The following is a 24,545-nucleotide window of genomic DNA, read 5'->3' as shown; positions in this document are numbered from 1 at the left end:
ATGAAAATTTACAAAGCTGATTTTATTACGAGCGGTGTGACGCCGGAACATTATCCGGAACCGCTTTTCCCTGAGATTGCGCTTGCAGGCCGATCGAACGTCGGTAAATCGTCGTTCATCAACAAGCTCGTCCAGCGGAAGGCGCTCGCCCGCACGTCCTCGAAACCGGGGAAGACGCAGACGCTCAACTTCTTCAACATCAATGATGAAGTGACGTTCGTCGATGTCCCGGGTTACGGCTACGCGAAAGTCTCGAAGACGGAACGCGAAGCATGGGGCAAGATGATGGAGAAGTACTTCACCTCGCGGGAAATCCTTAAAGGTGTCGTCCTGCTCGTCGACTTCCGTCACGAACCGTCCGCTGACGATGTGACGATGTACGATTTCCTGAAGTACTACAACATCCCGGTCATCCTCGTCGCGACGAAGCTCGACAAGATCAAACGGAGCCAGCGCGACAAGCATATCTCTGCAATCAAGCGGAAGCTCCAGTTCGATGGACAGGACGTCTTCATCACCTTCTCCGCCGAGACGGGCGAAGGACGCGATGAAGCGTGGGAAGCGATCTATCGTCTGCTCTGAAAAAATCGTCCTGACTCGATTCGAAGCGGCCGATAGCGATAGCGAAGAATAATTAGCTGTCTGTTTCTGTTTTTCTAAACAGGAACGGCGGCTTTTTTTCTCGACTTTCAGCGGAAGCCTGGAAGCGTGGAAGGTGCCGAAAGGCGATGTGCGGAGGGACTTCCATTTTGAAGGGCGAAAATGTAAGATTGACATACTATCTTGGAAAAGAAAGGGGAACATAACATTGGATTTCTTTGATACGTTTTCACCTTTTATGCGAGTGCTTGCGGAATTCGTGTTCTGGTATCCGTTCCTTATGTCCCTCTTATGGATGGCCGGCGCACTTCTGTTTTCGGTTTACCGGGAACGTAGGCGAATCGAGGATTTTGAGGAAGTCGAATGGCCGGAAATCAGTATTCTTGTCCCGTGCTATAACGAAGAGGAGACGATCGAGGAAACAATAGCGAATCTGGATCAGCTCCATTATCCTCGATATGAGATCATCGCCATCAACGACGGAAGCAGCGACCGGACAGGGGAATTGCTTGTCGAGCTCTCAGCGCGCTATCCGGCACTTCGGGTGATCGACTGTCAGGAGAACAAAGGGAAGGCGAATGCCTTACATATCGCGACACATGCCGCTCGTTCAGAGTTTTTACTCTGTGTCGACTCAGATGCGTTGCTTGACCCGGACGCCCCATTTTACTTGATACAGCATTTTTTGAAGGATGGCGAACGTGTCGGTGCTGTGACGGGAAATCCGCGTATCCGAAATCGTGATACGCTACTCAGCCGGATGCAGATCGTCGAGTATGCTTCAATCATCGGATCAATCAAACGCACACAACGCATTCTCGGAAAGGTGATGACAGTGTCAGGCGTCATCGTCGCCTTCAGAAAGAAAGCGCTCGTTAAGGTGGGACTATGGGACCGGGACATGGTGACGGAGGACATCGCCGTGTCGTGGAAATTGCAGCGAAACTTCTTCGATGTGCGCTATGAGCCGAGGGCCCTCTGCTGGATGCTCGTCCCTGAGACGATATCCGGGATCTGGAATCAGCGCGTCAGATGGTCTCAAGGCGGACAAGAAGTGATTTTACGGCACTGGGATATCTTCCTCGATTGGCGTCAGAGAAGACTCTGGCCGATTTATATCGAACAAGTCGTCAGCGTGCTTTGGGCGTTCGCCTGGGTTCTTGTCACGGCGTATCTGTTCGCAACGGCTGAGACGTTCCAGCAGATGCTGATCTGGTTCACGTTCACTTCATTCGTCCTCGTCCTGCTCAGCCATTTGCAGTTGCTGGTCTCCTTGAAGAACGATGCGAAGTATGACAATGTACTGAAATACTATCTATGGGCTGCCTGGTATCCAGCGATCTACTGGATGCTCAACACGTTCGTCGTGATCGCTGCGGCGCCTAAAGCAGTCAATGCACGCATGAGAGGAGGCTATGCGACATGGACCAGTCCGGATCGAGGGAAACGAAGCAGTTTGTGATTCATTCTGAACAAGGTGTCGCAAGACGGATCATTGCGACGTTTTTCACGGGTGTCATGTGGCTTTATACGGCTGTCGTCGTCTGGCTTTTTATGAGTGCCGTCATTGGTTTGAACGATCCGTGGATATCGAGCGTCAAGACGGCATTCAAGGTCAACAATGCAGAATTGAGAAACTTTCTCCTGCTCGGCACAGCTCTATTCCTCTTTGCCTTCATCGTCCTATATTTTTGGAAGCTGTATAACAAGAAACATTTCGGAAGTCGAAAACGCAGGACTTATCCGGCTCCGGTCACGATGGAAGAGCTTGCGGAACTTGGACTGATTCCAGAGGAGACGATCCTCCGCCTGCAATCCGAACGAGTCATCGTCTTCGAGAGCAACCCCGTCAAGGATTTGGCGAAAGTGGAGCGCAAGGTATGAAGGGTTACACGATTCCACTGTTGCTGTTAGTCGTCGCCGGACTATTCGCCTTCAAATGGGCGACTCTCGAGGGGAAGACGGAAGACGTCGATGCAAGTGCCATTACATCCGAACAGGCATGTCTCGGCTTGAACTACCATCGCATCCAGGAGCCGACTTTTTGGAACAGGACGGTCGAAAGGCTGACGGCTTCGGACGAGTTGAAGCGATACACGGTCTACACAGATGAATTCGAACAGCAGATCAAGGCGATGAAGGACAGAGGAGTGAAGTTCGTTTCGGAATCCGAGCTCGAAGACCACCGCAAAACAGGGACGTTCCCGGATAGATGTGTGTGGCTGTCCTTCGACGATGGGGATGAGACGCTGGTCAAGAACGCTTATCCGGTACTGAGAGAGAATGATGTCCCGTTCTCGGTCTTTTTGATTGCCGGTCATGTCGGTGCAGAAGACTTTCAAAACATGCGGCTTGCAGGCTGGGCTGAATTGAGGGAGATGCAGGAAAGCGGACTCGTCACGTTCGGTTCTCACACCTTCGATATGCACTACCTGAAAGAAGACAAAGCTGTGTTTTTGGATGAGGAGGGCGCAGAGAAATTCGCGGCCGACCTTGAGAGGAGCAGGACCGTCATGAAGCGGGAACTCGGTGCGGCTCCGCTGTCGTTTGCTTACCCATTTGGCAATGCAGATGCGAAGACGACGCAAATCGTCGAGCAGACCGGTTTCAAGACAGCTTTCATACTCAACCCTTCAGCGATCACGCAAGAAACGAATGCCTTTTACCAAAACAGGGTGCTCGTCGATTCTGAGACCTTCACACGTACCGTGCTTCCTTGGATTGAACAGCAGACCCTGAAATGAGGAGATGTTATCAGATGAATACGTTATTGCAAAACAAATGGTTCAAGGCATTGATCTGGGTGCTGTTGATTTTCCTGGTCATCTGGATCGGTACGAAGATTTCGTTCCTGTTCCAACCGATCAAGGTCATGCTCGCCCTGATTTTCCCGCCACTCATCATCGCGGGTATCTTCTATTATTTCACGCTCGGCATCGTCGACACGTTGCAAAAAAGAGTGAAGAAGCGGGGGCTCGCTGTCTTGATCGTCCTGCTCGCGTTCGTCGGGATCATCACGATCGCCGTCGCTTCGATCGGACCGATTCTCGTCAAGCAGATCACGGATTTCGCGACGAGCATCCCGAACCTCGTCGTCGAGCTGCGCGATCAGACGCTCAACTTGCGTGACCAGCTGATGAACAACCGCTTCGTCTCGAACTGGGTGCAGGAGAACTCAGGCATGTTCGACCAGTGGACGAACGATGCGACATCGTATATCGGTTCGCTGTTCAAATCGGTTTCGGCATCAGTCGGGACGATTTTCGGTGTCATCTCGTCTGCGGTCCTGATCATCGTCCTCGTCCCGTTCATCCTCGTCTATATGCTGCTCGACGGATATAAGTTCCCGGACTCGGTCGTCAAGTTGTTGCCGAAGAGCTACGAGACGGAGACGCGTCATATCCTGCACGACATGCACGTGACGGTGAAGCACTATGTCAATGGGCAGGTCATCGTTTCGCTTTGCGTCGGCTTGATGTCGCTAATCGGCTTCTTCATCTCGGATATCCAGTATGCGCTGCTCCTTGCGCTGTTCTGTACAGTGACGAACATCATTCCGTACCTCGGACCATATATCGGAGCGGTACCTGCCGTGATCGTCGGATTCATCGATGATCCGGTCAAGGCGCTCTATGCGATCATCACGATCGTCGTCGCCCAGCAGATCGAGTCGAACCTGATTTCTCCTTACGTCCAAGGAAAGACGCTCAAGGTCCATCCGCTGACGATCATCATCGTCCTGCTCGTCGCAGGCAAGATCGGCGGCATCGCCGGCGTCATCCTCGCTGTGCCGACATATGCCGTGTCGAAGGTCGTCATCCAGAACATCGCGCGCATCTACCGGCTGCGTCAACAGAAGACCGTCCTCTCGACCGAGGAACGCATCATCATCCCTGAGAACCAGTGATGCGCGACGACCCGCTCACGATTTGAGCGGGTTGTTTGTGTTTTCGATGGATGAGGGATAAGGTAGGAGAGGAAGTTTCACAGATTAGACTCATTTTAGTTTGTAAACCGATTCGGAATCTCTTTATAATGTTAGGTAGAGAACGAAAAGATGCAGCACGGGGATTGCGAATCTTTCGACGTAAGGAGTAGAGCGTATGCACATTGTAGTGGTCGGATTGAACAATAAGACGGCACCGGTATCGATCCGCGAACAAGTCTCATTCGGGGAACATGAGATGAAGGGCGCGGTGGTGGCGCTTCGGGACGAAAAGAGCATCTTCGAGAGTGTCATCGTCTCGACTTGCAACCGGACGGAACTCTACGTCGTCACGGATCAACCTCATACTGGGCGTTATTATACGAAGCGGTTCCTTTCCAACTGGTTCGGTTTGACGATGGAAGAAATCGAACCGTACTTATTCATCCACGAAGGGTTCGACGCGATGAAGCACCTGTTCCGGGTCACGAGCGGTCTCGACTCGATGATCATCGGTGAGACACAGATCCTCGGACAGGTGAAGACGAGCTTCTTCATGGCCCAAAAACTTGAGACGACGGGGACGGTCTTCAACAAGTTGTTCAAGGAAGCGATCACGCTCGCAAAGCGTGCGCACGCGGAGACGGGCATCGGCGAGAGTGCAGTATCGGTCTCGGCAGCAGCCGTCACGCTTGCTGAGCAGTTGCTCGGTTCGCTCGAGGACAAATCGATCGTCGTCATCGGCGCGGGCGAGACGGGTGAGCTGACGACGCTCAACCTGTATGAGGCAGGAGCGCGCGACATCACGGTGTTCAACCGGACGCTCGCTAAGGCGGAGGAAGTCGCGAACCGGTTCGAAGGGACGGCACACTCGATCAACGAGATGCAATGCGGACTGCTGCGGGCAGACATCGTTATCTCATCGACCGGCGCGAAACGTGCCATCATCAAGCGAGAGGACGTCGCGGCAGCACAGCTGTTCCGGCGTGACCGCCCGTTCCTGTTCATCGACATCGCAGTACCGCGCGATATCGAACCTGCGGTCGGAGACCTTCCGTTCGTCCATCTGTACGACGTCGATGACCTGACGTCGATCGTTCAGCAGAACATGGCGGAACGGATGAAGGAAGCGGCAAAGATCGAGCTCCGGATCGAATCGGCGATTGCCGAGTTCGAAGGCTGGATGACGACGCTCGGCGTCGTCCCGATCATCACGGAACTCCGCGACCAGGCACTGACCATCCAGCTCGAGACGATGAAGAGCCTCGAGCGGAAGCTGCCTGAGATGTCTGACCGGGACAAGGTCGTCATCGGGAAGCATATGAAGTCGATCATCAACCAGTTGCTGAGAGAACCGCTCTCCTACATCAAGGATGCGGCGGCGAAGCCGGACGCGGACGAGCGGATCGGCCAGTTCATGGACACGTTCGGCTTGAGCGAGGAACTGTTCGAGCCGGCAACCCCGTTCGAAATCGTAACTTCCGAGGAAGAGACGAAGAAGGCTGTGAATCGGTGAACAAATTTGGATTTATGATACAATAGGATATGCATGGGGCGGACTTGTGCCGCCCCTTTTATTATTGGCATAGGGGGACTTTTAAATGCGTAAAATCATTGTTGGATCACGCAGCTCGAAACTTGCGATGACACAGACGAAATGGGTCATCGATCAGTTGAAGAAGGCAGGCGCGCCATATGAATTCGAAATCAAGAACATCATCACGAAGGGCGACCGGATTCTCGACGTCACGTTGTCGAAGGTAGGCGGGAAAGGCCTCTTCGTCAAGGAAATCGAACAGCAGATGATCGATTCGGAAATCGACATCGCCGTCCATAGCATGAAGGACCTTCCGTCTGAATTGCCGGAAGGGCTCATCATCGGTGCGACGCCGGCGCGAGTCGACGCACGCGATGTGCTGATCACGAAGACAGGCGGCGGACTCGAGACGCTGCCGCAAGGGGCGGTCGTCGGCACGAGCAGTCTGCGCCGTGCGTCGCAACTCTTGAAGATGCGTCCTGACCTCGTGATCGAACCGATCCGCGGGAACATCGATACACGTCTTGAGAAACTGAAGACAGGACCGTTCGACGGTATCCTCCTCGCTGCCGCGGGGCTGCAGCGGATGGGCTGGTCGGACGAGGTCGTCTCCGAGTACCTTTCGACAGAAGACATGATTCCGGCCGTCGGGCAAGGGATCCTTGCGATCGAATGCCGCGAACACGACACGGAAGTGCGTGATCTGCTCAATACGATCCACGACGAATGGACGGAGAAGGTTGCATTCGCCGAGCGTTCGTTTCTCGCTGCGATCGAAGGAAGCTGTCATGTGCCGGTCGGCGGTTTCGCCGTCATCAACGAAGACATGACGACGACGCTTCGCGGATTCATCGGTTCGGTCGACGGACAAGAGATTCTGATTGAGAAGGAGACGTCACTCGATCCGCTTGCGCTCGGACAACATGTCGCACAAAAGCTGCTCGAATCAGGCGGGCGCGAAATCCTCGCCTCGCTGCCGGATGAAGCGTAAGCAGCTCTGGTTGACTGGTAGTCGTGACGCGACCGAGACGCAGCGAAAGCGACTGCAGGAGGCAGGCATCGACTGTATCCACCAGCCGCTGATCGCAGTGCGCGAAGTCCCGTTCGAACTGCCCGAGCGGATCGACTGGCTGATCGTCACGAGCATCCCCGGCGTCGAACGGATCGCACCTCTTCTCGGACGGCTGCGGGACGTCAAAATCGCCGTCGTGGGTACGAAGACGGCGAAACGCTTGGCACATCACGGCAGGCAAGCGGATTTCATTCCGTCCGCCTTCACGGGCGATGACCTGACGCGTGAACTGGCGCCTGAACTCGCACCGGGGGCGCGGGTGTGTCTTGCGCGCGGCAATCTGGCTCGCAAAGGACCGCTTGACGCCTTGCGCGCGGCAGGTGCCGTCGTTGAGGACGTCGTCACCTACGAGACGATCAGCTTGCCTGTTCGAGAAGAACTGCTCGCATCCGACTACATCGCACTGCTCAGCCCGTCCGCCGTCCGTGTCCTCGCCCCATACGCGCGAGAGACGAACGCGGTATACGCCGCGATCGGACCGGTCACGGTCGAGGCGGCGACGGTTTTAGGTCTTACGACCATATGTCACTCAACGGAATATACGCTCGACGGTTTGATTGAGCGAGTCATACAGGAGGAGAACTCATGAACACGATTGAATTTGCACGCCACCGCAGACTGCGCAACAGCGCATCGCTGCGCTCACTCGTCCGCGAGAACCAACTGAACAAGACGGATCTCATCTATCCGATCTTCGTCGCTGAAGGCGAGAACATCAAACGGGAAGTCAGCTCGATGCCGGGCGTATTCAATCTCTCGCTCGACCACCTCGAAGCGGAGATCAAGGAAGTCGTCGAGCTCGGAATCGAATCGGTCATCCTGTTCGGTGTTCCGCATGATCACTTGAAGGACGAAGAAGGAAGCGGTGCGTTCGCTGACCACGGCATCGTCCAGGAAGCGACACGTCTCGTCAAGCGCGTCGCGCCTCAGTTGACGGTCATCGCTGACACATGCCTGTGCGAATATACGTCGACAGGGCACTGCGGCATCGTCGCGGACGGCACGGTCGACAACGATGCGTCGCTCCCGCTCCACGTCGCGACGGCAGTCTCGCAAGCTAAGGCAGGCGCGGACATCATCGCGCCTTCTTCGATGATGGACGGGTTCGTCGCCGCGATCCGAAAAGGACTCGATGAGAACGGCTTCAGCCATATCCCGGTCATGAGCTACGGCGTCAAGTATGCCTCTGCCTACTATGGCCCGTTCCGTGACGCCGCGAACTCGGCACCGGGTGAAGGAGACCGCAAAGGCTACCAGATGGACCCTGCGAACCGTCGCGAAGCGTTCCGGGAAGCGGACGCAGACGTCGCGCAAGGCGCTGACTTCATGATCGTCAAACCGGCGCTCGCCTTCATGGATATCATCCGCGACGTGCGCGAGCGCGTCGACCTGCCAGTCGTCGCCTATAACGTCTCTGGCGAGTACGCGATGGTCAAGGCGGCAGCGCTCAACGGCTGGATCGACGAAGAACGGATCGTCATGGAGACGATGATCGGATTCAAGCGCGCAGGTGCAGATTTGATCATCACCTACTTCGCGAAAGACATTTGCCGATACTTGGAGGGATCACGATGAGCTTGATCAACCAGAATTCAAAATCGAAAAAAGCGTTCGAACGGGCACTCCCGCTCATGCCGGGTGGCGTCAACAGTCCGGTTCGCGCTTATAAGTCCGTCGGAATGACCCCGATTTTCGCGGAGCGCGGAAATGGGTCGAAACTGTACGACATCGATGGCAAAGAATACATCGACTACGTCCTCTCATGGGGACCTCTGATCCTCGGTCATGCCGATCCGGTCGTCACGAAGGCGATCCAGGACCAGGCAGTACGCGGCTCGAGCTTCGGTACGCCGACGGAACTCGAATCGGACATGGCGGAACTCGTCATCAGCCGTGTCCCTTCAGTCGAAGTCGTCCGGATGGTCAACTCGGGAACGGAAGCGACGATGGCTGCACTCCGCCTTGCGCGCGGGTTCACGGGCCGGACGAAGATTCTCAAGTTCGAAGGCTGCTACCACGGTCACGGAGATTCACTCCTGATTAAGGCAGGTTCTGGCGTCGCGACGCTCGGTTTGCCGGATTCGCCTGGAGTACCTGCACAGATCGCAAGCATGACGTTGACGGTTCCATATAACGACCTCGACGCCGTCCGTCTCGCGTTCGAGAAGTACGGCGACGACATCGCTGGCGTCATCGTCGAGCCGGCGGCTGGAAACATGGGCTTCGTCCCGCCTGAGAAAGGATTTCTTGAAGGCTTGCGCGACATCACGCGCGAGAACGGGGCACTCCTCATCTTCGACGAGGTCATGACCGGCTTCCGTGTCGGCTACAACTGTGCGCAAGGCTACTTCGGCGTCACACCTGACCTGACTTGCCTCGGCAAGGTCATCGGCGGCGGACTCCCTGTCGGTGCATACGGCGGACGCCGTGACATCATGGAGCAGATCGCGCCGCAAGGACCGATCTATCAGGCGGGCACGCTGTCCGGAAACCCGCTCGCGATGGCTGCCGGGATCGCGACGCTGTCGCAGCTCAAGCCGGAGCACTACGAGGAGTTCGACCGCAAGGCGGACCGTTTAGCGGAAGGCTACCTGGACGCTGCGAAGACGTACAACATCCCGCTCTCGACGAACCGTGCCGGCGCGATGTTCGGGGTCTTCTTCACGGATCGTCCGGTCAAGAACTTCGAGGACGCGAAATCATCGAACCTCGACATGTTCCGCTCGTACTATCAGAAGATGGCTGCACGCGGCGTCTTCCTGCCGCCTTCACAGTTCGAGGGACTCTTCCTGTCGACAGTCCATTCGGACGAAGACATCGAGAAGACGATCACGGCGGTCGAGCTGACGTTCAAGGAGTTACAGGTCGAGTTCGGTCTCTAATCATCTTGACGCAATCAGCGATTTTCGGATAAGATACAGTATAGAATAGGAAACAGCGATGACGGGGAGAGTAGTCGTTTCGCGCCTGGATGAGAGAACGCGCCCTTGGCTGGAAGGTGCGGCAGGTGAGGACGGATGAAGGTCACCCCACGAGCTGGCGTCTTGAACGAAGTAGAGACGTCCGTCCCCCGCACGTTACGCGGCTTTGAGTGCACTCATCTCGAGTGAACTAAGGTGGTACCGCGGAAGAGCACGGCTTCTTTCGTCCTTAGCTGGACGAAAGAAGCCGTTTTTATTTTGGAAAGAAAAAGGAGCGATTGCGATGCAAGAATTGTCTATGCCGACGAAGTACGACCCGCAGGCGACGGAAGAGAAATGGTATGAGTTTTGGGTGAAGGGCGGTTATTTCAAAGCGGACGAGGATGACTCGAAGGAGCCGTACACGATCGTCATCCCGCCGCCGAACGTAACAGGTAAACTGCACCTCGGTCACGCTTGGGACACGACGCTCCAGGACATGCTGACACGGATGAAGCGGATGCAGGGCTACGACGTCCTCTATCTTCCGGGGATGGACCACGCAGGGATCGCGACGCAGGCGAAGGTCGAACAGAAGCTTCGCGCTGAAGGCAAGTCGCGCCACGAACTCGGACGCGAGAAGTTCCTCGAGCAATCATGGGAATGGAAGGAAGAGTACGCAGCGACGATCCGCGAGCAGTGGTCGAAGCTCGGTCTCGGTCTCGACTACTCCCGTGAGCGTTTCACGCTCGACGAAGGATTGTCCGATGCGGTCCAGGAAGTGTTCATCAACCTGTACGAGAAGGGACTCATCTACCGCGGCGAGTACATCGTCAACTGGGATCCGCAGACGAAGACGGCAGTTTCTGACATCGAGGTCATCTACAAGGACATCGAGGGTGCGTTCTACCACTTCGAATATCCGTTGACGGACGGCTCCGGCACGGTCGGTCTCGCGACGACGCGTCCTGAGACGATGCTCGGGGATACGGCGATCGCCGTCAACCCGAAGGACGAGCGTTACGCGCATCTCGTCGGCAAGACGATCACGCTGCCGATCGTAGGTCGCGAGATTCCGATCGTCGCGGATGATTACGTCGACATGGAGTTCGGTACAGGTGTCGTCAAGATCACGCCGGCGCATGACCCGAACGACTTCGAAGTCGGTAACCGCCATGACCTGCCGCGCGTCCTCGTCATGAACGAAGACGGGACGATGAACGAGAATGCAGGCAAGTACGCAGGTCTCGACCGGTTCGAGTGCCGCAAGCAGATCGTCGAGGACCTGAAGGAACAGGGCGTCCTCGTCAAGATCGAGCCGCACCTCCATTCAGTCGGCCATTCGGAACGTTCGGACGCGATCATCGAGCCGTACCTCTCGATGCAGTGGTTCGTCAAGATGGACCCGCTCGCGCAAGCGGCAGTCGAGATGCAAGCAGGCGAAGGAAAGGTCAACTTCGTACCGGAGCGGTTCGAGAAGACGTACCTGCGCTGGATGGACAACATCCGCGACTGGTGCATCAGCCGTCAGCTCTGGTGGGGACACCGTATTCCTGCCTGGTATCATAACGAGACGAAAGAGATCTACGTCGGCAAGGACGCGCCGAAGGACATCGAGAACTGGACGCAGGACGAAGACGTCCTCGATACATGGTTCTCGTCCGCGCTCTGGCCGTTCTCGACGATGGGCTGGCCGGACACTGAAGCGCCGGACTTCAAGAAGTACTTCCCGACGTCGACGCTCGTGACGGGCTACGACATCATCTTCTTCTGGGTCTCCCGGATGATCTTCCAATCGATCGAATTCACGGGCGAGCGTCCGTTCCAGGACGTCCTCATCCACGGTCTGATCCGCGACTCGGAAGGCCGCAAGATGTCGAAATCGCTCGGTAACGGGATCGATCCGATGGATGTCATCGAAAAATACGGCGCGGACTCGCTCCGCTGGTTCCTCGCGACGGGATCGACGCCAGGGAACGATCTCCGCTTCTACTGGGAGAAGATCGAATCGACGTGGAACTTCTCGAACAAGCTCTGGAACGCGAGCCGTTTCGCGCTGATGAACATGGAAGGATTGACGTACGACGAGATCGACCTGTCAGGCGAGAAGTCGCTCGCGGACGAATGGATTCTGACACGCCTGAACGTAACGATCGACGACGTGACACGTTTGTCGGACAAGTATGAGTTCGGTGAGGCAGGACGAGTCCTCTACAACTTCATCTGGGAAGACTTCTGCAACTGGTACATCGAGATGGCGAAGCTGCCGCTCTACGGGGAGGACGAGGCGGCGAAGAAGACGACGCGTTCGATCCTCGCGTACGTGCTCGACCGGATCATGCGTCTCATGCACCCGTTCATGCCGTTCATCACGGAAGAAATCTGGCAGCACTTGCCGCACGAAGGCGAATCGATCACGCGCGCCGCATGGCCGACACGCAACGACGAGTTCGACTTCCCGGCCGCTGTCCCGGCATTCGAGGCGGTCCAGAACGTCATCCGTTCAGTCCGGAACATCCGTGCGGAAGTGAACGCACCGATGTCGAAGGAGATCCAGCTGTTCATCTCGACGAGCGACGATGCCGTCCAGCGTGACCTCGCAAGCAACTTGTCGTACTTGAAGAAGTTCACGAACGCGTCTGAACTTGCCGTCGAACGCAGCATGAAGGCGCCAGAGAAGGCGATGAGCGCGATCGTCACGGGAGCGGAACTGTTCATCCCGCTCGCGGACCTCATCAACATCGATGAGGAGATCGCCCGCCTGAAGAAGGAACTCGACAAGTATACGAAGGAAGTCGAGCGCGTCGAGAAGAAGCTCGGCAATCCGGGCTTCGTCGGCAAGGCACCGGCACACGTCATCGACGAAGAGAAAGCAAAAGCACAGGATTACTCGGACAAACGCGCGGCTGTCGAAGCACGCATCGCCGAGCTTTCAAAATAATTTCAAGCGGCGGCTCAATGAGCCGCCTTTTTTAAAGGGGCAGGGGAAATGGAAACGAGAGAAGATGTCATACAATGGTTGTCAGGTTTGCTGGCGTTCGGAATCAAGCCGGGTCTCAGGCGGATGGACGGTTTGCTTGAAGCGCTCGGAGTCGACCCGGACGCAGTTCCGGCCGTCCACGTCGCCGGGACGAACGGCAAAGGGTCGACGGTCTCATTCCTGCGGGAGATGGGGATTCATCAGGGATTGCGAATCGGTACGTTCATCTCGCCGTATATCATCCAGTTCGAGGAACGGATCATGCTGAACGGGGTCCCAATCGGGGAAGCGGACCTCGTCGAGTCGGCGAATGCCGTCGCCCAGGCAATCGAGGAGATGCGCGAGACGATCGGCCAGCCGACCGAGTTCGAGGCCTTGACCGCGATGGCGTTCCATCATTTCGCGAAGATCAAGCCGGACCTCGTCATCTATGAGGTCGGGCTCGGGGGGCTCTACGATTCGACGAACGTCCTGAAACACCCGCTCGCTGCGATCATCACGTCAATCGGACATGACCATCAGGCGATTCTCGGCGAGACGATCCAGGAGATCGCATTGCAGAAGTTCGGCGTCATCAAGGAAGGGACGGCCGTCATCTCCGGCAAGCTGCAGGAGGAGCTGACGGTACCGCTCATGGCCTATTGCGGTGACCGCAAGGCGACGCTGACGTGGAGCCAGGAAGTCATTCAGTCCTACCGGTTGAAGGATAGCGGTACATGGGCGACATATGAAGGAATTCCTGAGACCCGCCTTGGGCTCGAAGGGATCCATCAGGTCCATAACGCGGCGAACGCCGTCGTCTGTGCCCGCCAGCTCGGCTGGTCGGAGAAGGCGATCCGGCGTGGTCTGCGTGACGCGAAACATCCGGGAAGGTTCGAGGTCATTTCACGGAAACCGCGTATCATTCTTGACGGCGCACACAACCCTGAAGGGATAGCAGCACTCGTCGAACGGCTGAAGGAAGAGAAGCAGCCCGTGACGATCCTCTGTGCGATTTTGCGCGATAAAGACCGAACCGCGATGCTCGATCAGATGCGGACCGTCGCCGTGACGATCAAGGAGACGACGTTCGACTATCCGCGTGCGCGGACGAAACAGGAGCTGCTTGAAGACGGGGCGAATTTCGTCGACTGGGAGACGTTCCTTGACGAGTGGAAGGAAGAAGACGGGACACTCATCGTCACCGGATCGCTCTATTTCATCAGTAATGTGCGAAATAAGCGGAAGGAATTTTCTAAATAAGGGAAAGGGATAGGGGAAGGTATTACACTTTAGGTACAATCTACTATCCGGACGAGGAGTGTTTACGATGAAACGCTATAAGCTGTTCGCTTCTCTTATCATATTGTTGCTTGCCCTCATTGGAGGATTCACCTATTCCAATGCCCAGAACGATTGCCACGACAGCGGGAGCACGCTATTGAACCGCCAGCTGACCACGAAGAAAGCATTCCTCGGAGATCAGGTGGCCATCGATTATACGGCGCAATTGACGGCAATCGGTCAAAAGGAACTCGTCGGGAACTGCGGGAATGGGGATTTGACGAAAATCGCCATGGGTTTAATGTCCTATGAAGAGAAACTTCCGGCGGACTATAAGATCGTCAGCATCAAAGTCGAAGGTGTGGATTATCCGCTCGAGACGGAAAATGTGACGACTGCAAATCCTGAATCCGTGAAAATCCATTTTCCGCACGTCGTCGAATTCAGCAGAACGGACAAGAAGAGTAAGGCATGGTCACCTACTTTATATGTTTCGAATTCGACCGGGGAATCATTGAACAAGTTATCCGGCTCGACGTTGAAATGGCGAATCGTCCTTGAGACGCCGCGCACCGGACCCCGAACGACGAGATTCCAAGCAGAGGACGGACAGTTCAAGACGTCGATCTCGACGGACGGCAGAGTCGGTCCGCCTTACGGGAATGCCTGGGGATACTGCAAGTACGGTACGCAGAAAAATTGCGGGAAATCCGGGTTCACGGCATTCAATTCTTCATTCGCTTCTCCGCTGGATCTAAGACTGTTTGAGAAACCGGCTGTCGTGACGAGCTTCGATGAAGTATATGTGAATCAGAAAGTAACAGCCAAATACTCACTGACACCGTTCGACAGCGCGATCGGGAAAGTCGACACGAACGTCAGCTACACGAAGAGAACTGGTGGGGTCGATACGATCGCGCTCACGAAGACTGGCGGGACGACGAGCTCAACGATCCAAGCCGATATCGAAGGGCTGAAACCGGGAGAGCAGGAGCTGATCAGGCTCTCGACGACCTATCAGGAAATCCTTGATTTGAACAAAAGACCGGTCGTCCTTACATCTTCCCATCCGTTTAGCGTCCGGATGCCGATCATCAAGTTCACAGCTCCATATGAAGGAACGAAAACCGTTCAGATGACGGTCGGAGACCGGCTGTCGATACCGTTTGAGGTCGTCGACCGGAACGGAGGACAGATCACGCTCAGCAAGATGTTCACCTACACTGCGACGAGCAGTGACTCGTCGAAAGTGAGTGCGGCCAGCACCTTCACTACCCGAAGTATCCCGGTAACAGCCGCAGGCGCGACGAGTGGAAATGTCGAAGTGAAAATCGGCTTCGGCGGATTCGAGAACCATGTCGCGGGCACGAAGTTGTTCTCGATCTATGATGACGCAGTGACGTTGCAAGTGTCGGATATGTGGGTTCAGTCCGGTTCGACAGGGGCGGCGCCTCTATACACTTGGACGAAGGGGACGGATACAAGCGCGACCCCGACGTGGTACTCAGGTTATCGTCTCGAACTCGTCAGCGGGAATGGAGTCGTCGAGTTGAGGGACGGCAAGGTGAGCCCGCTTAAAAAAGGCAAGGCGCGGGTGCGTTTCGTCGCCCAGACGATCGACCGAACAGATGAACGAAACCCGAAGACCGTTGATAAGGTGACGAGTGCAGGACGGGTCGAGGCAGAATTCAATGTCTATGTCCACGACGCTCCGAACGAATTGCCGACAAACGATCTCTATTAAAAAATGGCCTGTCGCAGCAGCGGCAGGCCATTCGTTTAGCGTAATTGGCGTTTTGGCGCCTCGACATACAGATGAACCCGGTTCGTCACGGGCAATGTCTGCTGCCGGTTTTTGATGACGCTCGCATCATAGTTGATCTTGAGACGGGAGTGTGCGATCTCATTCGACTGGATCATCGCCGCCTGGAAACTTGCCAGGTCGGCTGGGGGCGTAGACTGTCTGAAGTCACCGCGGAAGGCATTGACCATCAGAGGCCCGCGTGAGAACAATCCGCCATCGATCGTCACGTTCGAGCCGACGGCGTAGACACGATTCAGGTTCGCGGAATCACTGTAAAGAAACGCCTCGATGACATGGGAATCATCGCGTTGAGTCGATGTGAACTGGTCGAGCCGGTTGATCAGGATCTCTTCCTTGCTGAGCAGGACGACGGTGTTTTTTCGTCCACCGGTCGTGATCGCCTTGATGTTCGCGTCATCGATCGTCGTCCGGCCGAGCGTGAAGATCGTCGTGTCGAACGAGACGTTGCCGCTGATCGACAAGTTGCCGAGGACGATCAACGGACGCATGATCAGCAGCGGATCGTCAGCCGGACGGACCGACTGGATCGACAGGTCGCCGTCGACGACGAGCGGGTGAGGGGACTCCGAGATGTCCGTGTCCATCAGGACGGCTTTGATCGGGAAGAAGCTGTCATTGATGATCATCCGGGCTTGGGTCGCACTCAGAAGACCGAGGTCCTTGTCGAAGACGGTCACCTTGTCGACGGTCCGTTTCGCGAGCTGGGCGCTGCCAGCAAGCTGTGTGCGGAGCTTCGTGAGGTTGAGCGTACCGTCCGGATCAGAGACGTTTTGTGGCGCAAGATTTATCCCTTCCCGGTTCAAATACTCGAGAAGCGAGTACCGGTAGTCAAGCGAAGCGAACGTTTCCGGTGCTGCATTGAAGCGCGTCTTCTCCTGGTCGGCGAAGACCTTCTCCTGTGCGAGCGGAATCCGCCAGGCGGACGATGGCGTCGCCTCCAGACAGACGGATGGACAGACCGTGACGGACTTTTCAAGCGATGCCGCGTCCTTGATGCCGAGCGTGATCGTCCCGTCGACCGCGGCCTTCTCTGACCAGACCTGCGGATTCGTCTGTCCCTTATACGTATAGAGCGGCGCCTCTGAAACGCGGACCGGCATGTTCGAGTATATGTTGCCTTTGATCGCAGGAGCACCGTTGATCGTCAGTTGACCTTCAGAGCCGAGCACGTGGTAGAGGAAGCTCGGCAACGTCGACAGCGACAGGCGCTGCGTATATGTCCGTTCTTGAACGGGCTGGTTCGCGGCGGTCGAGGCGACTTCTGCCGTCACCTGGAGGATCTTGACGTACGGGGAGTCCCCCTCGATGATGTCATACCAGTACCGTCCGATTGATTGACCGTCGCGGACGAGCTGGCTGTTGAAAGCATTGCGGGTGATATCGACCGGGTCCGTCACGTCCGTCCTTGTCAGCTGGGCGAGCTTCGTCTCGAACTGCTCTGAATCGGCGCCGATCGCCTCGTTTGCCGGAAACGTGTTCGCGACATGGGCGACCGCCTCGTTCAAGAGTGAGCGTGCCTCGTAGCTGAGATTCGTCTCCGTCTTCCGGATCTCGGTCGCCTTCTTCGTCTGCAGGTTCATGCCGATGACGGTGAGGGCGAGCGTCGAGACGACCGCGATGGTGACGAGGACGAAGACGAGTGTATAACCTTGTTCCTTTTTCATTCAATGGTCCTCCTCAGAAACCGATCCCACTCTTCAGTGTGATCCGTTCCTCATCATTTTTCGACTGGATGGCGAGCATCACCTGAAGGACGCCATGGGAATGGTAGGTCTCACCGTCGACCGTGACCGATTCCGGACTCTTGATCTCGAAGCGGCTCGCGCCGGCATCCGGCATCAGGACGAGTTCGGATGATTCACTGTCGAGCGTCAGTCCGCCTTCACCAAGCTTGATCGTCAGGATCGGGACCGGATCGAGCAGGGAGGTGTTGCCTCCGGAGCGGACGAGCAGTCCCGAGACGGGGTCGATCGTCGTCGGCCGTGCGTCGAACAGCTTCAGTTCCGCGCCGTCCGCGCTGACCTGGGCGTAGTCGAAGCCGCTCGACGTCACCGTCGTCAACAGGGAGGTGACGAGCGTGTCCGCCTCGGTCCTGACATCGGTCATCGACTCCGCCGTCTGGAACGATTTCGTGCTCATCAGGAAGACGGTCATGACGACACCGCTGAAGATAGCCGCAATGACGAGGCTGAGCAGCACTTCGACGAGCGTGAAACCGTCATTCTGAAAGCGTGAACGGAAATTCTTCGTTAAGGGCTGCACTGCTGATCACTCCTTCGATGGCGACGAGTTCGGCCGAGTTTTGTTGCGGGTCCCGGACGACGATTTTTGAGCGGATGAGGTGCGCCTCCTTCACGCCGTCTTTCGTATAATCCGTGAGACGGATGGAGATGGAGTAGGGCTTGCCGTTGATGACTGGTTCGAAGACGCTTTGACAGGCGTTCGACGCATCCGCAGCACACGGCGGGGACACTTCCCCGTCATCGACGAGGGTCTGCAGCGTCGCGTATTTCAATGGCGAGGCATCATCGATCGCTTCCTGCTGGAGATAGGATGCCGCGTGGAAGGCCAGGTTCGCCGCCACGGTCTCATTCGAACTCTCCCGGGTCGAACGGAGGGATTGCGAGAAGATGCTGATCAAGGACACTGAGACGATCGATAAGATGACGACGCTGACCAGCACTTCGACTAGAGAAAAGCCACGTTCTTCCTGAAACTGCATGATGTCACCTCGACTTATGTAATATAAAAGCTCAGATATTTCTGATAAGAAAGATATTGTAAGGATAGGTCTTATGTTTCCTATCATGATTCATTATAATGGAAATAATAGAAAGCTGTATAATACTTATTTCACTGTGAGAGGATACATAACATGCCAAGTCCTAAACGTTATGCCATGCACATCGGGATTTTGATCCTGATGGTCGCGATGATCTACATTCCGTCGGTCGCGCTCATCTCCTTCACGGGTAAGGCGACAGGCGAACAGTTTGCTGAAAGTGCACGGATCGGTACGGTGCCTGTCGGAGGGTTGTCCCACGAAGAGGCGGAGAAGGAACTCGGTGAAGAAATCACGGCTTGGTCGAAGCAAACGCCGCTGACGACCGGCCAAGGTGAGGAGACGACACCGATTCCGACCGAACTCGTCTCGTTCGACGTCAAACAGTCAGTCGAACGGGCGGATGCGAAGAAGGGCGGCAAGCTCGTCGTCGTCCTCGATGAGACGAAAGTCGAAACGTACCTCGCGCAAGCGGCCTATACGCCAGAACAAGGCACTGCGTTCAGACGGTGGCTGACTGATTCGAGCAGTGTGCTCGCAGAGGCGACTTTCGATCCGAGCGAGCAGGTCGAGACGACGGAGACGACGATCGCGACTGTGAACTTCTCGACGCGCTCCGACGGGGAGGAGACGATGGTCGAGGCGATGGCGGATATCGAGATCAAGCCGGGAGCCGTCTTCAACATGAAATCGTTCGGCAATGACTTCGCGGGCGCTTCGTTCATCGGTAGCAAGCTCTATGAACTGTTCGCGAAAACGCCGTTCGAAATCGTCGAACGGATGCAAAACGATGTGCTTCCGGACGGCATCACGCTCGGCTACGACGTCCGGGTCGACGAGAAGATCGACTTCGCAGTCCGTAACACGACGGCGAGCCCATACCGCCTCGTCCTTACACCGAACGGTTCGGACGTGACGGCCGAGTTGAAGGGGCCAGCTTTGACGGATAAGATCGAAGCCGTCCTCGAAGCAGAGAAATCAATCCCGTACCGGACGATCACGCGCTACTCGGCGCTCTTGTCCCCCGGGACGACGACGCCGACGCAGTCCGGTATCGAAGGGAAATCGATCGAGCTCTACCGCGTCACGCAATCAGCAGAAGGCGAGCGACGTGAATTGGTCGCTCTCGACTTCTACGCACCGACGCCTGAAATCATCACGAAGAGCAGCCAGGCAGAACCGGAACCGATCATCGAAGAGCCGATCGAGGAACCGGCCGGCGAATCAAGCGATGATCCGCTCGATGAGATGACGGACGAGGAGCTGCTCGATGAGGCGTTAGATGAAGAGGTGCCGGTCGACGACGGGTTGACCGATCCGACGTTGACGGAAGAATGAGGGGGATGAAACCATGACGAACCTGCCGATGGAACTCGGTGTCATCTTAGGGATGACGATCATCATCTGCGGTCTGATGTTCGCGATCCAACTGCCGCTCGTCGAATCGATGAAGGCGAAGATCATCCTTTCCGCGAGTGCCGGGGCGATCGTCGTCCTGCTGCATCTCGTCGTCAAGGACGACTGGAGCGAACACCTGTTGTACCTGATCGGAATCATCGTGCTCGGTCTACTTGCTGCGGCTGGGACGAGCATTCTCGACGCAAAGGAAGCCGCGAAAATCGAACCGGAAATCGAGCGTGACGAAGCACGACACATGGAAGGATGAATTTGAATGGCGATTAAGCGTAAACGACTAGGGGAGATGCTGATCGAAGAGGGGCTCGTGACGACGGCGCAGGTAGACGAGGCGCTGTCTGCGAAGCGGAACCAGGAGAAGCTCGGAGATACGCTGCTCCGGCTCGGTCATCTGACCGAACAACAACTGATCGAGGCCCTGCATCACCAACTGAAGATTCCGATCATCACCCTCTACAACTATCCGCTCGACGTCAGCGTGACGAAGCTCGTCTCAAAGGATATCGCACAACGGCACCAGCTCGTCCCGGTCAGCCGGGAGGACAACCGGCTTCTGATCGCGATGGCGGATCCGATGGACTTGCTTGCGATCGACGACCTTCGCCTGCAGACCGGTCTGATGATCGAGGTCGGGCTGTCGACGCGGGAAGAGATTCGCCGGACGATCATGAAGTACTACGACGTCGACAAATCACTTCTTGAATTGCTGGATTCCGAGGAGTTCGCGGAGCTGAGCGAACGAGAGGTCGTCGCGCGTGAGGACGCACCGATCATCCGTCTCGTCAACCAAATCCTCGACAGCGCGATCACACAGCGTGCTTCCGACATCCATCTCGATCCGCAGGAAGGATCGCTCACCGTCCGGATCCGAATCGACGGTGAGTTGCGGACCGAGAATACATACCCGAAGAAGATTCAAAACGTCATCACGACCCGCCTGAAGGTGATGAGCGAGCTCGACATCACCGAGTCCCGGCTGCCGCAGGACGGACGGATCAAGTACTATCACAACGAGGTCCCTTACGACTTCCGCGTCTCTACGCTGCCGACCGTCTACGGAGAGAAAATCGTCATCCGGATCCTTGACGCCTCGAACGCGAACATCAGCCTGTCGAAAATCGGCTTCAGTGCGAAGAACGAACATCACTTCCGTGAGATGCTGAAGCGTCCGAACGGTATCATCCTGATCACGGGACCGACCGGATCCGGGAAATCATCGACGCTCTACGCCTCGCTGAACGAACTGAACGATGAGACGCGCAATATCATCACGGTCGAAGATCCGGTCGAGTACCAGGTCGACGGCATCAATCAGGTCCAGGTCAACTCGAAGATCGGATTGACGTTCGCGAGCGGACTCCGCTCGATCCTCAGGCAGGATCCGAACGTCGTCATGGTCGGAGAGATCCGTGACATCGAGACGGCTGAGATCGCCATCCGCGCCTCGCTGACCGGGCACCTCGTCCTGTCGACGCTCCATACGAACTCGGCCGTCAGCTCCATCACCCGCCTGATCGACATGGGGGTCGAACCGTTCCTCGTCGCGGCGTCCGTCACCGGGCTCGTCGCACAGCGGCTCGTCCGGAAAGTCTGCCGCGACTGTTCGGAACCGCAACCCGTCTCGAAGCGCGAGGCGGAACTGTTCGCGCAAGAAGGCATCGAGGCGGAACTCGTCATGCGGGGGAGCGGCTGTTCCTCATGTAACATGACAGGTTACCGCGGGCGTCTCGCGATCCAGGAAGTCATCGTCATCGACGAGGCATTGCGCCGGATGATCATGAATCAGGCGAGCGAGGGCGAAGTGACGGCGTACGTCAAGTCGCAAGGACACCGTCTGTTGCTCGCCGACGGACTCGCGAAGGTTGCGAGCGGCGTGACGACGACTGAAGAAATACTACGAACGGTCATAACGGAGTGATAGTGATGGAACGAAATGAAATCGAACAGATCCTTCGCGAGTCGAAGGACCTCAACGCCTCGGATGTCCATTTGACGGCAGGATCGCCGCCGATGTTCCGCATCAACGGCAACCTCGTCGCGTCGAGCTACGGGAAACTGAAGCCGCTCGACATCGAAGGCTATGTCCGGGCGCTTATTACCGAGGAAATGTATCAAGAACTGAAACAAAATCGTGACATCGACTTCTCATTCGGCATTCCGGGAATCGCCCGTTACCGCGTCAACAGCTTCTATCAGCGGGGAACGCTCTCGATGGCGTTCCGGACGATCCCGACCGAGGTCCCATCGCTCGATTCGCTCGGCCTTCCGCCCGTCCTGAAGCGCTTCCTGACACGACCGCACGGGCTCGTCCTCGTCACCGGGCCGACCGGATCCGGGAAATCGACGACGCTCGCCGCGATGATCCACGAAATCAATCAGACGATGTACAAACGGATCATCACGCTCGAGGATCCGATCGAATACCTGCACAGCCACGGCAAGAGCCTGATTGATCAGCGGGAAATCGGGATCGACGCGCCGCGCTTCTCGTCCGGCCTACGCTCTGCGCTCCGGCAGGATCCGGACGTCATCCTGCTCGGTGAGATGCGTGACCTCGAGACGATCTCGACCGCAGTGACGGCAGCCGAGACGGGTCATCTCGTCTTCGCGACCGTCCATACGTCGACGGCGGCATCGACCGTCAGCCGGATCATCGACGTCTTCCCGTCCGATCAGCAGGATCAGATCCGGGCACAGCTCTCGAACGTCCTCGCCGGCGTCATCTCGCAGCGATTGATGCCGCGGACGGACGGCAAGGGGCGGATCGCAGCGCTCGAAATCATGGTCGAGACGCCTGCCGTCTCGAACCTGATCCGGACCGGCAAGGAATATCAGCTTCAATCGGTCCTCCAGACCGGCAAGCAGCACGGCATGCAGACGATGCAGACGGCACTGCAGGATCTGGTCAGCCGCGGATTGATTCCGGCTTCGGCCGCGACACCATACATATCGGGGTGAACTCATGGCAGTCTATATCTACGAAGGCCGGACGATGTCCGGGAAGAAGAAGAAGGGCCGCGTGACGGCACTGACGAAACGGGAGGCGGCAGAACGGCTCCGCACCGACAAGATTGCCGTCATCAGGCTCGAGAAGCAGGAATCGAAAGGACTCAACACGGAGATCACCTTGTTCGAGGCGAAACCGAAGATCGAACACCTCGTCATGTATGCGCGCCAGTTCGCGACGCTTGTCCGCTCCGGCGTACCGATCATCAAGGCGACAGAGATCCTGCGTCTGCAGACGGAATCAAAACCGCTCGCGCGGGCGCTCGTCGAGGTCGAGGATGACCTTCGGAACGGGATGCAGTTCTCTCAGGCGATCGAACGGCACCCCCGCGTCTTCGATACATTCTTCGTCAGCATGGCGATGGCGGGGGAGGCGAGCGGGAACTTGGAGGAAGCGCTCGACAACATCACGATTCAGCTCCAGAAACAGTACGAGATCAAGCAGAAGGTCATCTCGGCCCTGATCTATCCGGCCGTCGTCTCGATCGTCGCGGTCGGCGTCGTCATCTTCCTGATGATGAACGTCGTTCCGACGTTCGCCTCGATCTTTGACCAGCTCGGCAGCGACTTGCCGTTGATCACGAAGATCGTCATGAGCATATCGGACTTCGTCATCGGTTACTGGTGGGTCCTGCTGCTCGCGGCACTCGGGGCAGTCGGGCTTCTCTGGTTCAACCTGAGGAACGAACGGCAACGCGTCCTGTTCGATTCCTTCATCATTCGTCTGCCGATCTTCGGCCCGCTCGTCCAGAAGTCGCAGATCGCCTTGATGACACGGGGATTGTCCGTCTTGCTTACCGCATCGGTGCCGATTCTGACGTCGCTCGAGATCACGGAGCGGATCGTCTCGAACCGGATGATCCGGAACGGGATCGCGAAGGCGCGTGAGGCGATGGGCCGAGGCATCCCGATGAACGAACCGCTTTCGAAGAATAAGTTCTTCCCGCCGCTCGTCACTCAGATGATTGCGATCGGGGAAGAGTCGGGGAGACTCGACGCGATGCTCGCAGAGGTCGCCTCCTTCTATGAGACGGAAGTCGAGACGACGACGGACCGCTTGAAGTCGATCATCGAGCCGCTCCTGATCGTCGCACTCGCCGTCATCGTCGGTGTCATCGTCATCGCCGTCGTCGTCCCGATGTTCAAGATCTATTCGGACATCCAAGGCTGACTAGCGCAAACTGTAAAATCATTTACCTATCGTACAAAAACATCACAGCTCAGTCAGATGCCGGTGCT

The 24,545-nt window shown here is 56.6% G+C and carries 21 protein-coding genes and 1 other annotated feature; of the genes, 18 read left to right on the top strand and 3 right to left on the bottom strand.

Translation table 11 applies throughout. The annotated features are described in order from the left end of the window. The 13 genes from yihA (at nt 1) to DFG60_RS01370 (ending at nt 16,021) form a co-directional block, all read left to right on the top strand. Nucleotides 1-582, top strand: a complete 582-nt coding sequence (yihA, locus tag DFG60_RS01430; RefSeq protein ID WP_114569938.1) for a ribosome biogenesis GTP-binding protein YihA/YsxC — start codon at nt 1-3, stop codon at nt 580-582. Nucleotides 583-880: 298 nt separating this feature from the next. After that, on the top strand, nt 881-2,062 hold the full coding sequence (pgaC, locus tag DFG60_RS01425) for a poly-beta-1,6-N-acetyl-D-glucosamine synthase (protein ID WP_232818579.1): 1,182 nt from the start codon (nt 881-883) through the stop codon (nt 2,060-2,062). Next, a complete protein-coding gene (gene pgaD, locus DFG60_RS01420; protein ID WP_114569937.1) occupies nt 2,023-2,484 on the top strand; it encodes a poly-beta-1,6-N-acetyl-D-glucosamine biosynthesis protein PgaD in 462 nt (153 codons plus the stop codon). Before pgaC ends, pgaD begins: the two co-directional genes overlap by 40 nt. Further along, nucleotides 2,481-3,344 carry a polysaccharide deacetylase family protein gene (locus DFG60_RS01415; protein ID WP_114569936.1) on the top strand — a complete coding sequence of 288 codons (864 nt, stop codon included), beginning with the start codon at nt 2,481-2,483 and terminating at the stop codon, nt 3,342-3,344. Before pgaD ends, DFG60_RS01415 begins: the two co-directional genes overlap by 4 nt. A gap of 14 nt (nt 3,345-3,358) precedes the next feature. After that, nucleotides 3,359-4,507, top strand: coding sequence for an AI-2E family transporter (locus tag DFG60_RS01410; protein ID WP_114569935.1), 1,149 nt, complete (start codon nt 3,359-3,361; stop codon nt 4,505-4,507). A gap of 196 nt (nt 4,508-4,703) precedes the next feature. Further along, a complete protein-coding gene (gene hemA / locus DFG60_RS01405; protein ID WP_114569934.1) occupies nt 4,704-6,041 on the top strand; it encodes a glutamyl-tRNA reductase in 1,338 nt (445 codons plus the stop codon). Between the two features lie 85 nt (nt 6,042-6,126). Next, on the top strand, nt 6,127-7,053 hold the full coding sequence (hemC, locus tag DFG60_RS01400) for a hydroxymethylbilane synthase (protein ID WP_114569933.1): 927 nt from the start codon (nt 6,127-6,129) through the stop codon (nt 7,051-7,053). Continuing rightward, nucleotides 7,043-7,723 (top strand): uroporphyrinogen-III synthase, encoded by a 681-nt coding sequence (locus DFG60_RS01395; RefSeq protein WP_114569932.1) that lies wholly within the window; start codon nt 7,043-7,045, stop codon nt 7,721-7,723. Before hemC ends, DFG60_RS01395 begins: the two co-directional genes overlap by 11 nt. Continuing rightward, nucleotides 7,720-8,709 (top strand): porphobilinogen synthase, encoded by a 990-nt coding sequence (hemB, locus tag DFG60_RS01390; protein WP_114569931.1) that lies wholly within the window; start codon nt 7,720-7,722, stop codon nt 8,707-8,709. Before DFG60_RS01395 ends, hemB begins: the two co-directional genes overlap by 4 nt. Continuing rightward, nucleotides 8,706-10,016, top strand: a complete 1,311-nt coding sequence (hemL, locus tag DFG60_RS01385; RefSeq protein ID WP_114569930.1) for a glutamate-1-semialdehyde 2,1-aminomutase — start codon at nt 8,706-8,708, stop codon at nt 10,014-10,016. Before hemB ends, hemL begins: the two co-directional genes overlap by 4 nt. A 49-nt stretch (nt 10,017-10,065) precedes the next feature. Then, nucleotides 10,066-10,289, top strand: a binding site (T-box leader). A gap of 49 nt (nt 10,290-10,338) precedes the next feature. Continuing rightward, nucleotides 10,339-12,975: a valine--tRNA ligase gene (locus tag DFG60_RS01380; RefSeq protein ID WP_114569929.1), complete on the top strand. Its 2,637-nt coding sequence runs from the start codon at nt 10,339-10,341 to the stop codon at nt 12,973-12,975. Between the two features lie 48 nt (nt 12,976-13,023). Next, entirely contained in the window at nt 13,024-14,256 is a 1,233-nt protein-coding gene (locus DFG60_RS01375; protein WP_114569928.1) for a bifunctional folylpolyglutamate synthase/dihydrofolate synthase, read from the top strand. Between the two features lie 67 nt (nt 14,257-14,323). After that, nucleotides 14,324-16,021 carry a hypothetical protein gene (locus tag DFG60_RS01370; protein WP_114569927.1) on the top strand — a complete coding sequence of 566 codons (1,698 nt, stop codon included), beginning with the start codon at nt 14,324-14,326 and terminating at the stop codon, nt 16,019-16,021. A 35-nt stretch (nt 16,022-16,056) separates the two neighbouring features. On the opposite strand, the gene DFG60_RS01365 is transcribed toward DFG60_RS01370, so the two are convergent. Genes DFG60_RS01365 through DFG60_RS01355 form a run of 3 tightly spaced genes read right to left on the bottom strand, consistent with a single transcriptional unit; the run spans nt 16,057 to nt 18,824 of the window. Next, nucleotides 16,057-17,766 carry a type II secretion system protein gene (locus DFG60_RS01365; protein WP_114569926.1) on the bottom strand — a complete coding sequence of 570 codons (1,710 nt, stop codon included), beginning with the start codon at nt 17,764-17,766 and terminating at the stop codon, nt 16,057-16,059. 13 nt (nt 17,767-17,779) lie between these two features. Continuing rightward, on the bottom strand, nt 17,780-18,364 hold the full coding sequence (locus tag DFG60_RS01360) for a type II secretion system protein (protein ID WP_114569925.1): 585 nt from the start codon (nt 18,362-18,364) through the stop codon (nt 17,780-17,782). Then, on the bottom strand, nt 18,321-18,824 hold the full coding sequence (locus tag DFG60_RS01355; protein ID WP_157964463.1) for a prepilin-type N-terminal cleavage/methylation domain-containing protein: 504 nt from the start codon (nt 18,822-18,824) through the stop codon (nt 18,321-18,323). The genes DFG60_RS01360 and DFG60_RS01355 overlap by 44 nt, the downstream gene beginning before the upstream one ends. Nucleotides 18,825-18,977: 153 nt before the next feature. On the opposite strand from DFG60_RS01355, the gene DFG60_RS01350 reads away from it, so the two are divergent. Genes DFG60_RS01350 through DFG60_RS01330 form a run of 5 tightly spaced genes read left to right on the top strand, consistent with a single transcriptional unit; the run spans nt 18,978 to nt 24,477 of the window. Then, complete coding sequence (locus tag DFG60_RS01350) at nt 18,978-20,222, top strand: VanW family protein (protein WP_157964462.1); 1,245 nt, start codon at nt 18,978-18,980, stop codon at nt 20,220-20,222. A gap of 13 nt (nt 20,223-20,235) precedes the next feature. Continuing rightward, a complete protein-coding gene (locus tag DFG60_RS01345) occupies nt 20,236-20,550 on the top strand; it encodes a hypothetical protein (protein WP_114569923.1) in 315 nt (104 codons plus the stop codon). Between the two features lie 6 nt (nt 20,551-20,556). Further along, nucleotides 20,557-22,218 carry a GspE/PulE family protein gene (locus DFG60_RS01340; protein WP_114569922.1) on the top strand — a complete coding sequence of 554 codons (1,662 nt, stop codon included), beginning with the start codon at nt 20,557-20,559 and terminating at the stop codon, nt 22,216-22,218. Nucleotides 22,219-22,223: 5 nt separating this feature from the next. After that, nucleotides 22,224-23,258, top strand: a complete 1,035-nt coding sequence (locus DFG60_RS01335) for a type IV pilus twitching motility protein PilT (RefSeq protein ID WP_198661524.1) — start codon at nt 22,224-22,226, stop codon at nt 23,256-23,258. Nucleotides 23,259-23,262: 4 nt separating this feature from the next. Continuing rightward, nucleotides 23,263-24,477, top strand: coding sequence for a type II secretion system F family protein (locus DFG60_RS01330; protein ID WP_114569920.1), 1,215 nt, complete (start codon nt 23,263-23,265; stop codon nt 24,475-24,477). The last annotated feature ends 68 nt before the right edge of the window (nt 24,478-24,545 follow it).

The sequence above is a fragment of the Exiguobacterium flavidum genome (assembly GCF_003344535.1).
Taxonomy (GTDB): domain Bacteria; phylum Bacillota; class Bacilli; order Exiguobacteriales; family Exiguobacteriaceae; genus Exiguobacterium_A; species Exiguobacterium_A flavidum.
Note: the sequence above shows the minus strand (reverse complement) of the source record. Positions and strands in the feature narration are given on the sequence as shown.

Coding starts and splice junctions, on each gene's coding strand:
- DFG60_RS01410 (WP_114569935.1), top strand. CDS start 3,359: ATGAATACGTTATTGCAAAACAAATGGTTCAAGGCATTGATCTGGGTG.
- DFG60_RS01330 (WP_114569920.1), top strand. CDS start 23,263: ATGGCAGTCTATATCTACGAAGGCCGGACGATGTCCGGGAAGAAGAAG.
- DFG60_RS01395 (WP_114569932.1), top strand. CDS start 7,043: ATGAAGCGTAAGCAGCTCTGGTTGACTGGTAGTCGTGACGCGACCGAG.
- DFG60_RS01355 (WP_157964463.1), bottom strand. CDS start 18,824: ATGCAGTTTCAGGAAGAACGTGGCTTTTCTCTAGTCGAAGTGCTGGTC.
- DFG60_RS01380 (WP_114569929.1), top strand. CDS start 10,339: ATGCAAGAATTGTCTATGCCGACGAAGTACGACCCGCAGGCGACGGAA.
- pgaD (WP_114569937.1), top strand. CDS start 2,023: ATGGACCAGTCCGGATCGAGGGAAACGAAGCAGTTTGTGATTCATTCT.
- hemL (WP_114569930.1), top strand. CDS start 8,706: ATGAGCTTGATCAACCAGAATTCAAAATCGAAAAAAGCGTTCGAACGG.
- DFG60_RS01375 (WP_114569928.1), top strand. CDS start 13,024: ATGGAAACGAGAGAAGATGTCATACAATGGTTGTCAGGTTTGCTGGCG.
- pgaC (WP_232818579.1), top strand. CDS start 881: ATGTCCCTCTTATGGATGGCCGGCGCACTTCTGTTTTCGGTTTACCGG.
- yihA (WP_114569938.1), top strand. CDS start 1: ATGAAAATTTACAAAGCTGATTTTATTACGAGCGGTGTGACGCCGGAA.
- hemC (WP_114569933.1), top strand. CDS start 6,127: ATGCGTAAAATCATTGTTGGATCACGCAGCTCGAAACTTGCGATGACA.
- hemB (WP_114569931.1), top strand. CDS start 7,720: ATGAACACGATTGAATTTGCACGCCACCGCAGACTGCGCAACAGCGCA.
- DFG60_RS01365 (WP_114569926.1), bottom strand. CDS start 17,766: ATGAAAAAGGAACAAGGTTATACACTCGTCTTCGTCCTCGTCACCATC.
- DFG60_RS01345 (WP_114569923.1), top strand. CDS start 20,236: ATGACGAACCTGCCGATGGAACTCGGTGTCATCTTAGGGATGACGATC.
- DFG60_RS01350 (WP_157964462.1), top strand. CDS start 18,978: ATGCCAAGTCCTAAACGTTATGCCATGCACATCGGGATTTTGATCCTG.
- DFG60_RS01335 (WP_198661524.1), top strand. CDS start 22,224: ATGGAACGAAATGAAATCGAACAGATCCTTCGCGAGTCGAAGGACCTC.
- DFG60_RS01370 (WP_114569927.1), top strand. CDS start 14,324: ATGAAACGCTATAAGCTGTTCGCTTCTCTTATCATATTGTTGCTTGCC.
- DFG60_RS01415 (WP_114569936.1), top strand. CDS start 2,481: ATGAAGGGTTACACGATTCCACTGTTGCTGTTAGTCGTCGCCGGACTA.
- hemA (WP_114569934.1), top strand. CDS start 4,704: ATGCACATTGTAGTGGTCGGATTGAACAATAAGACGGCACCGGTATCG.
- DFG60_RS01340 (WP_114569922.1), top strand. CDS start 20,557: ATGGCGATTAAGCGTAAACGACTAGGGGAGATGCTGATCGAAGAGGGG.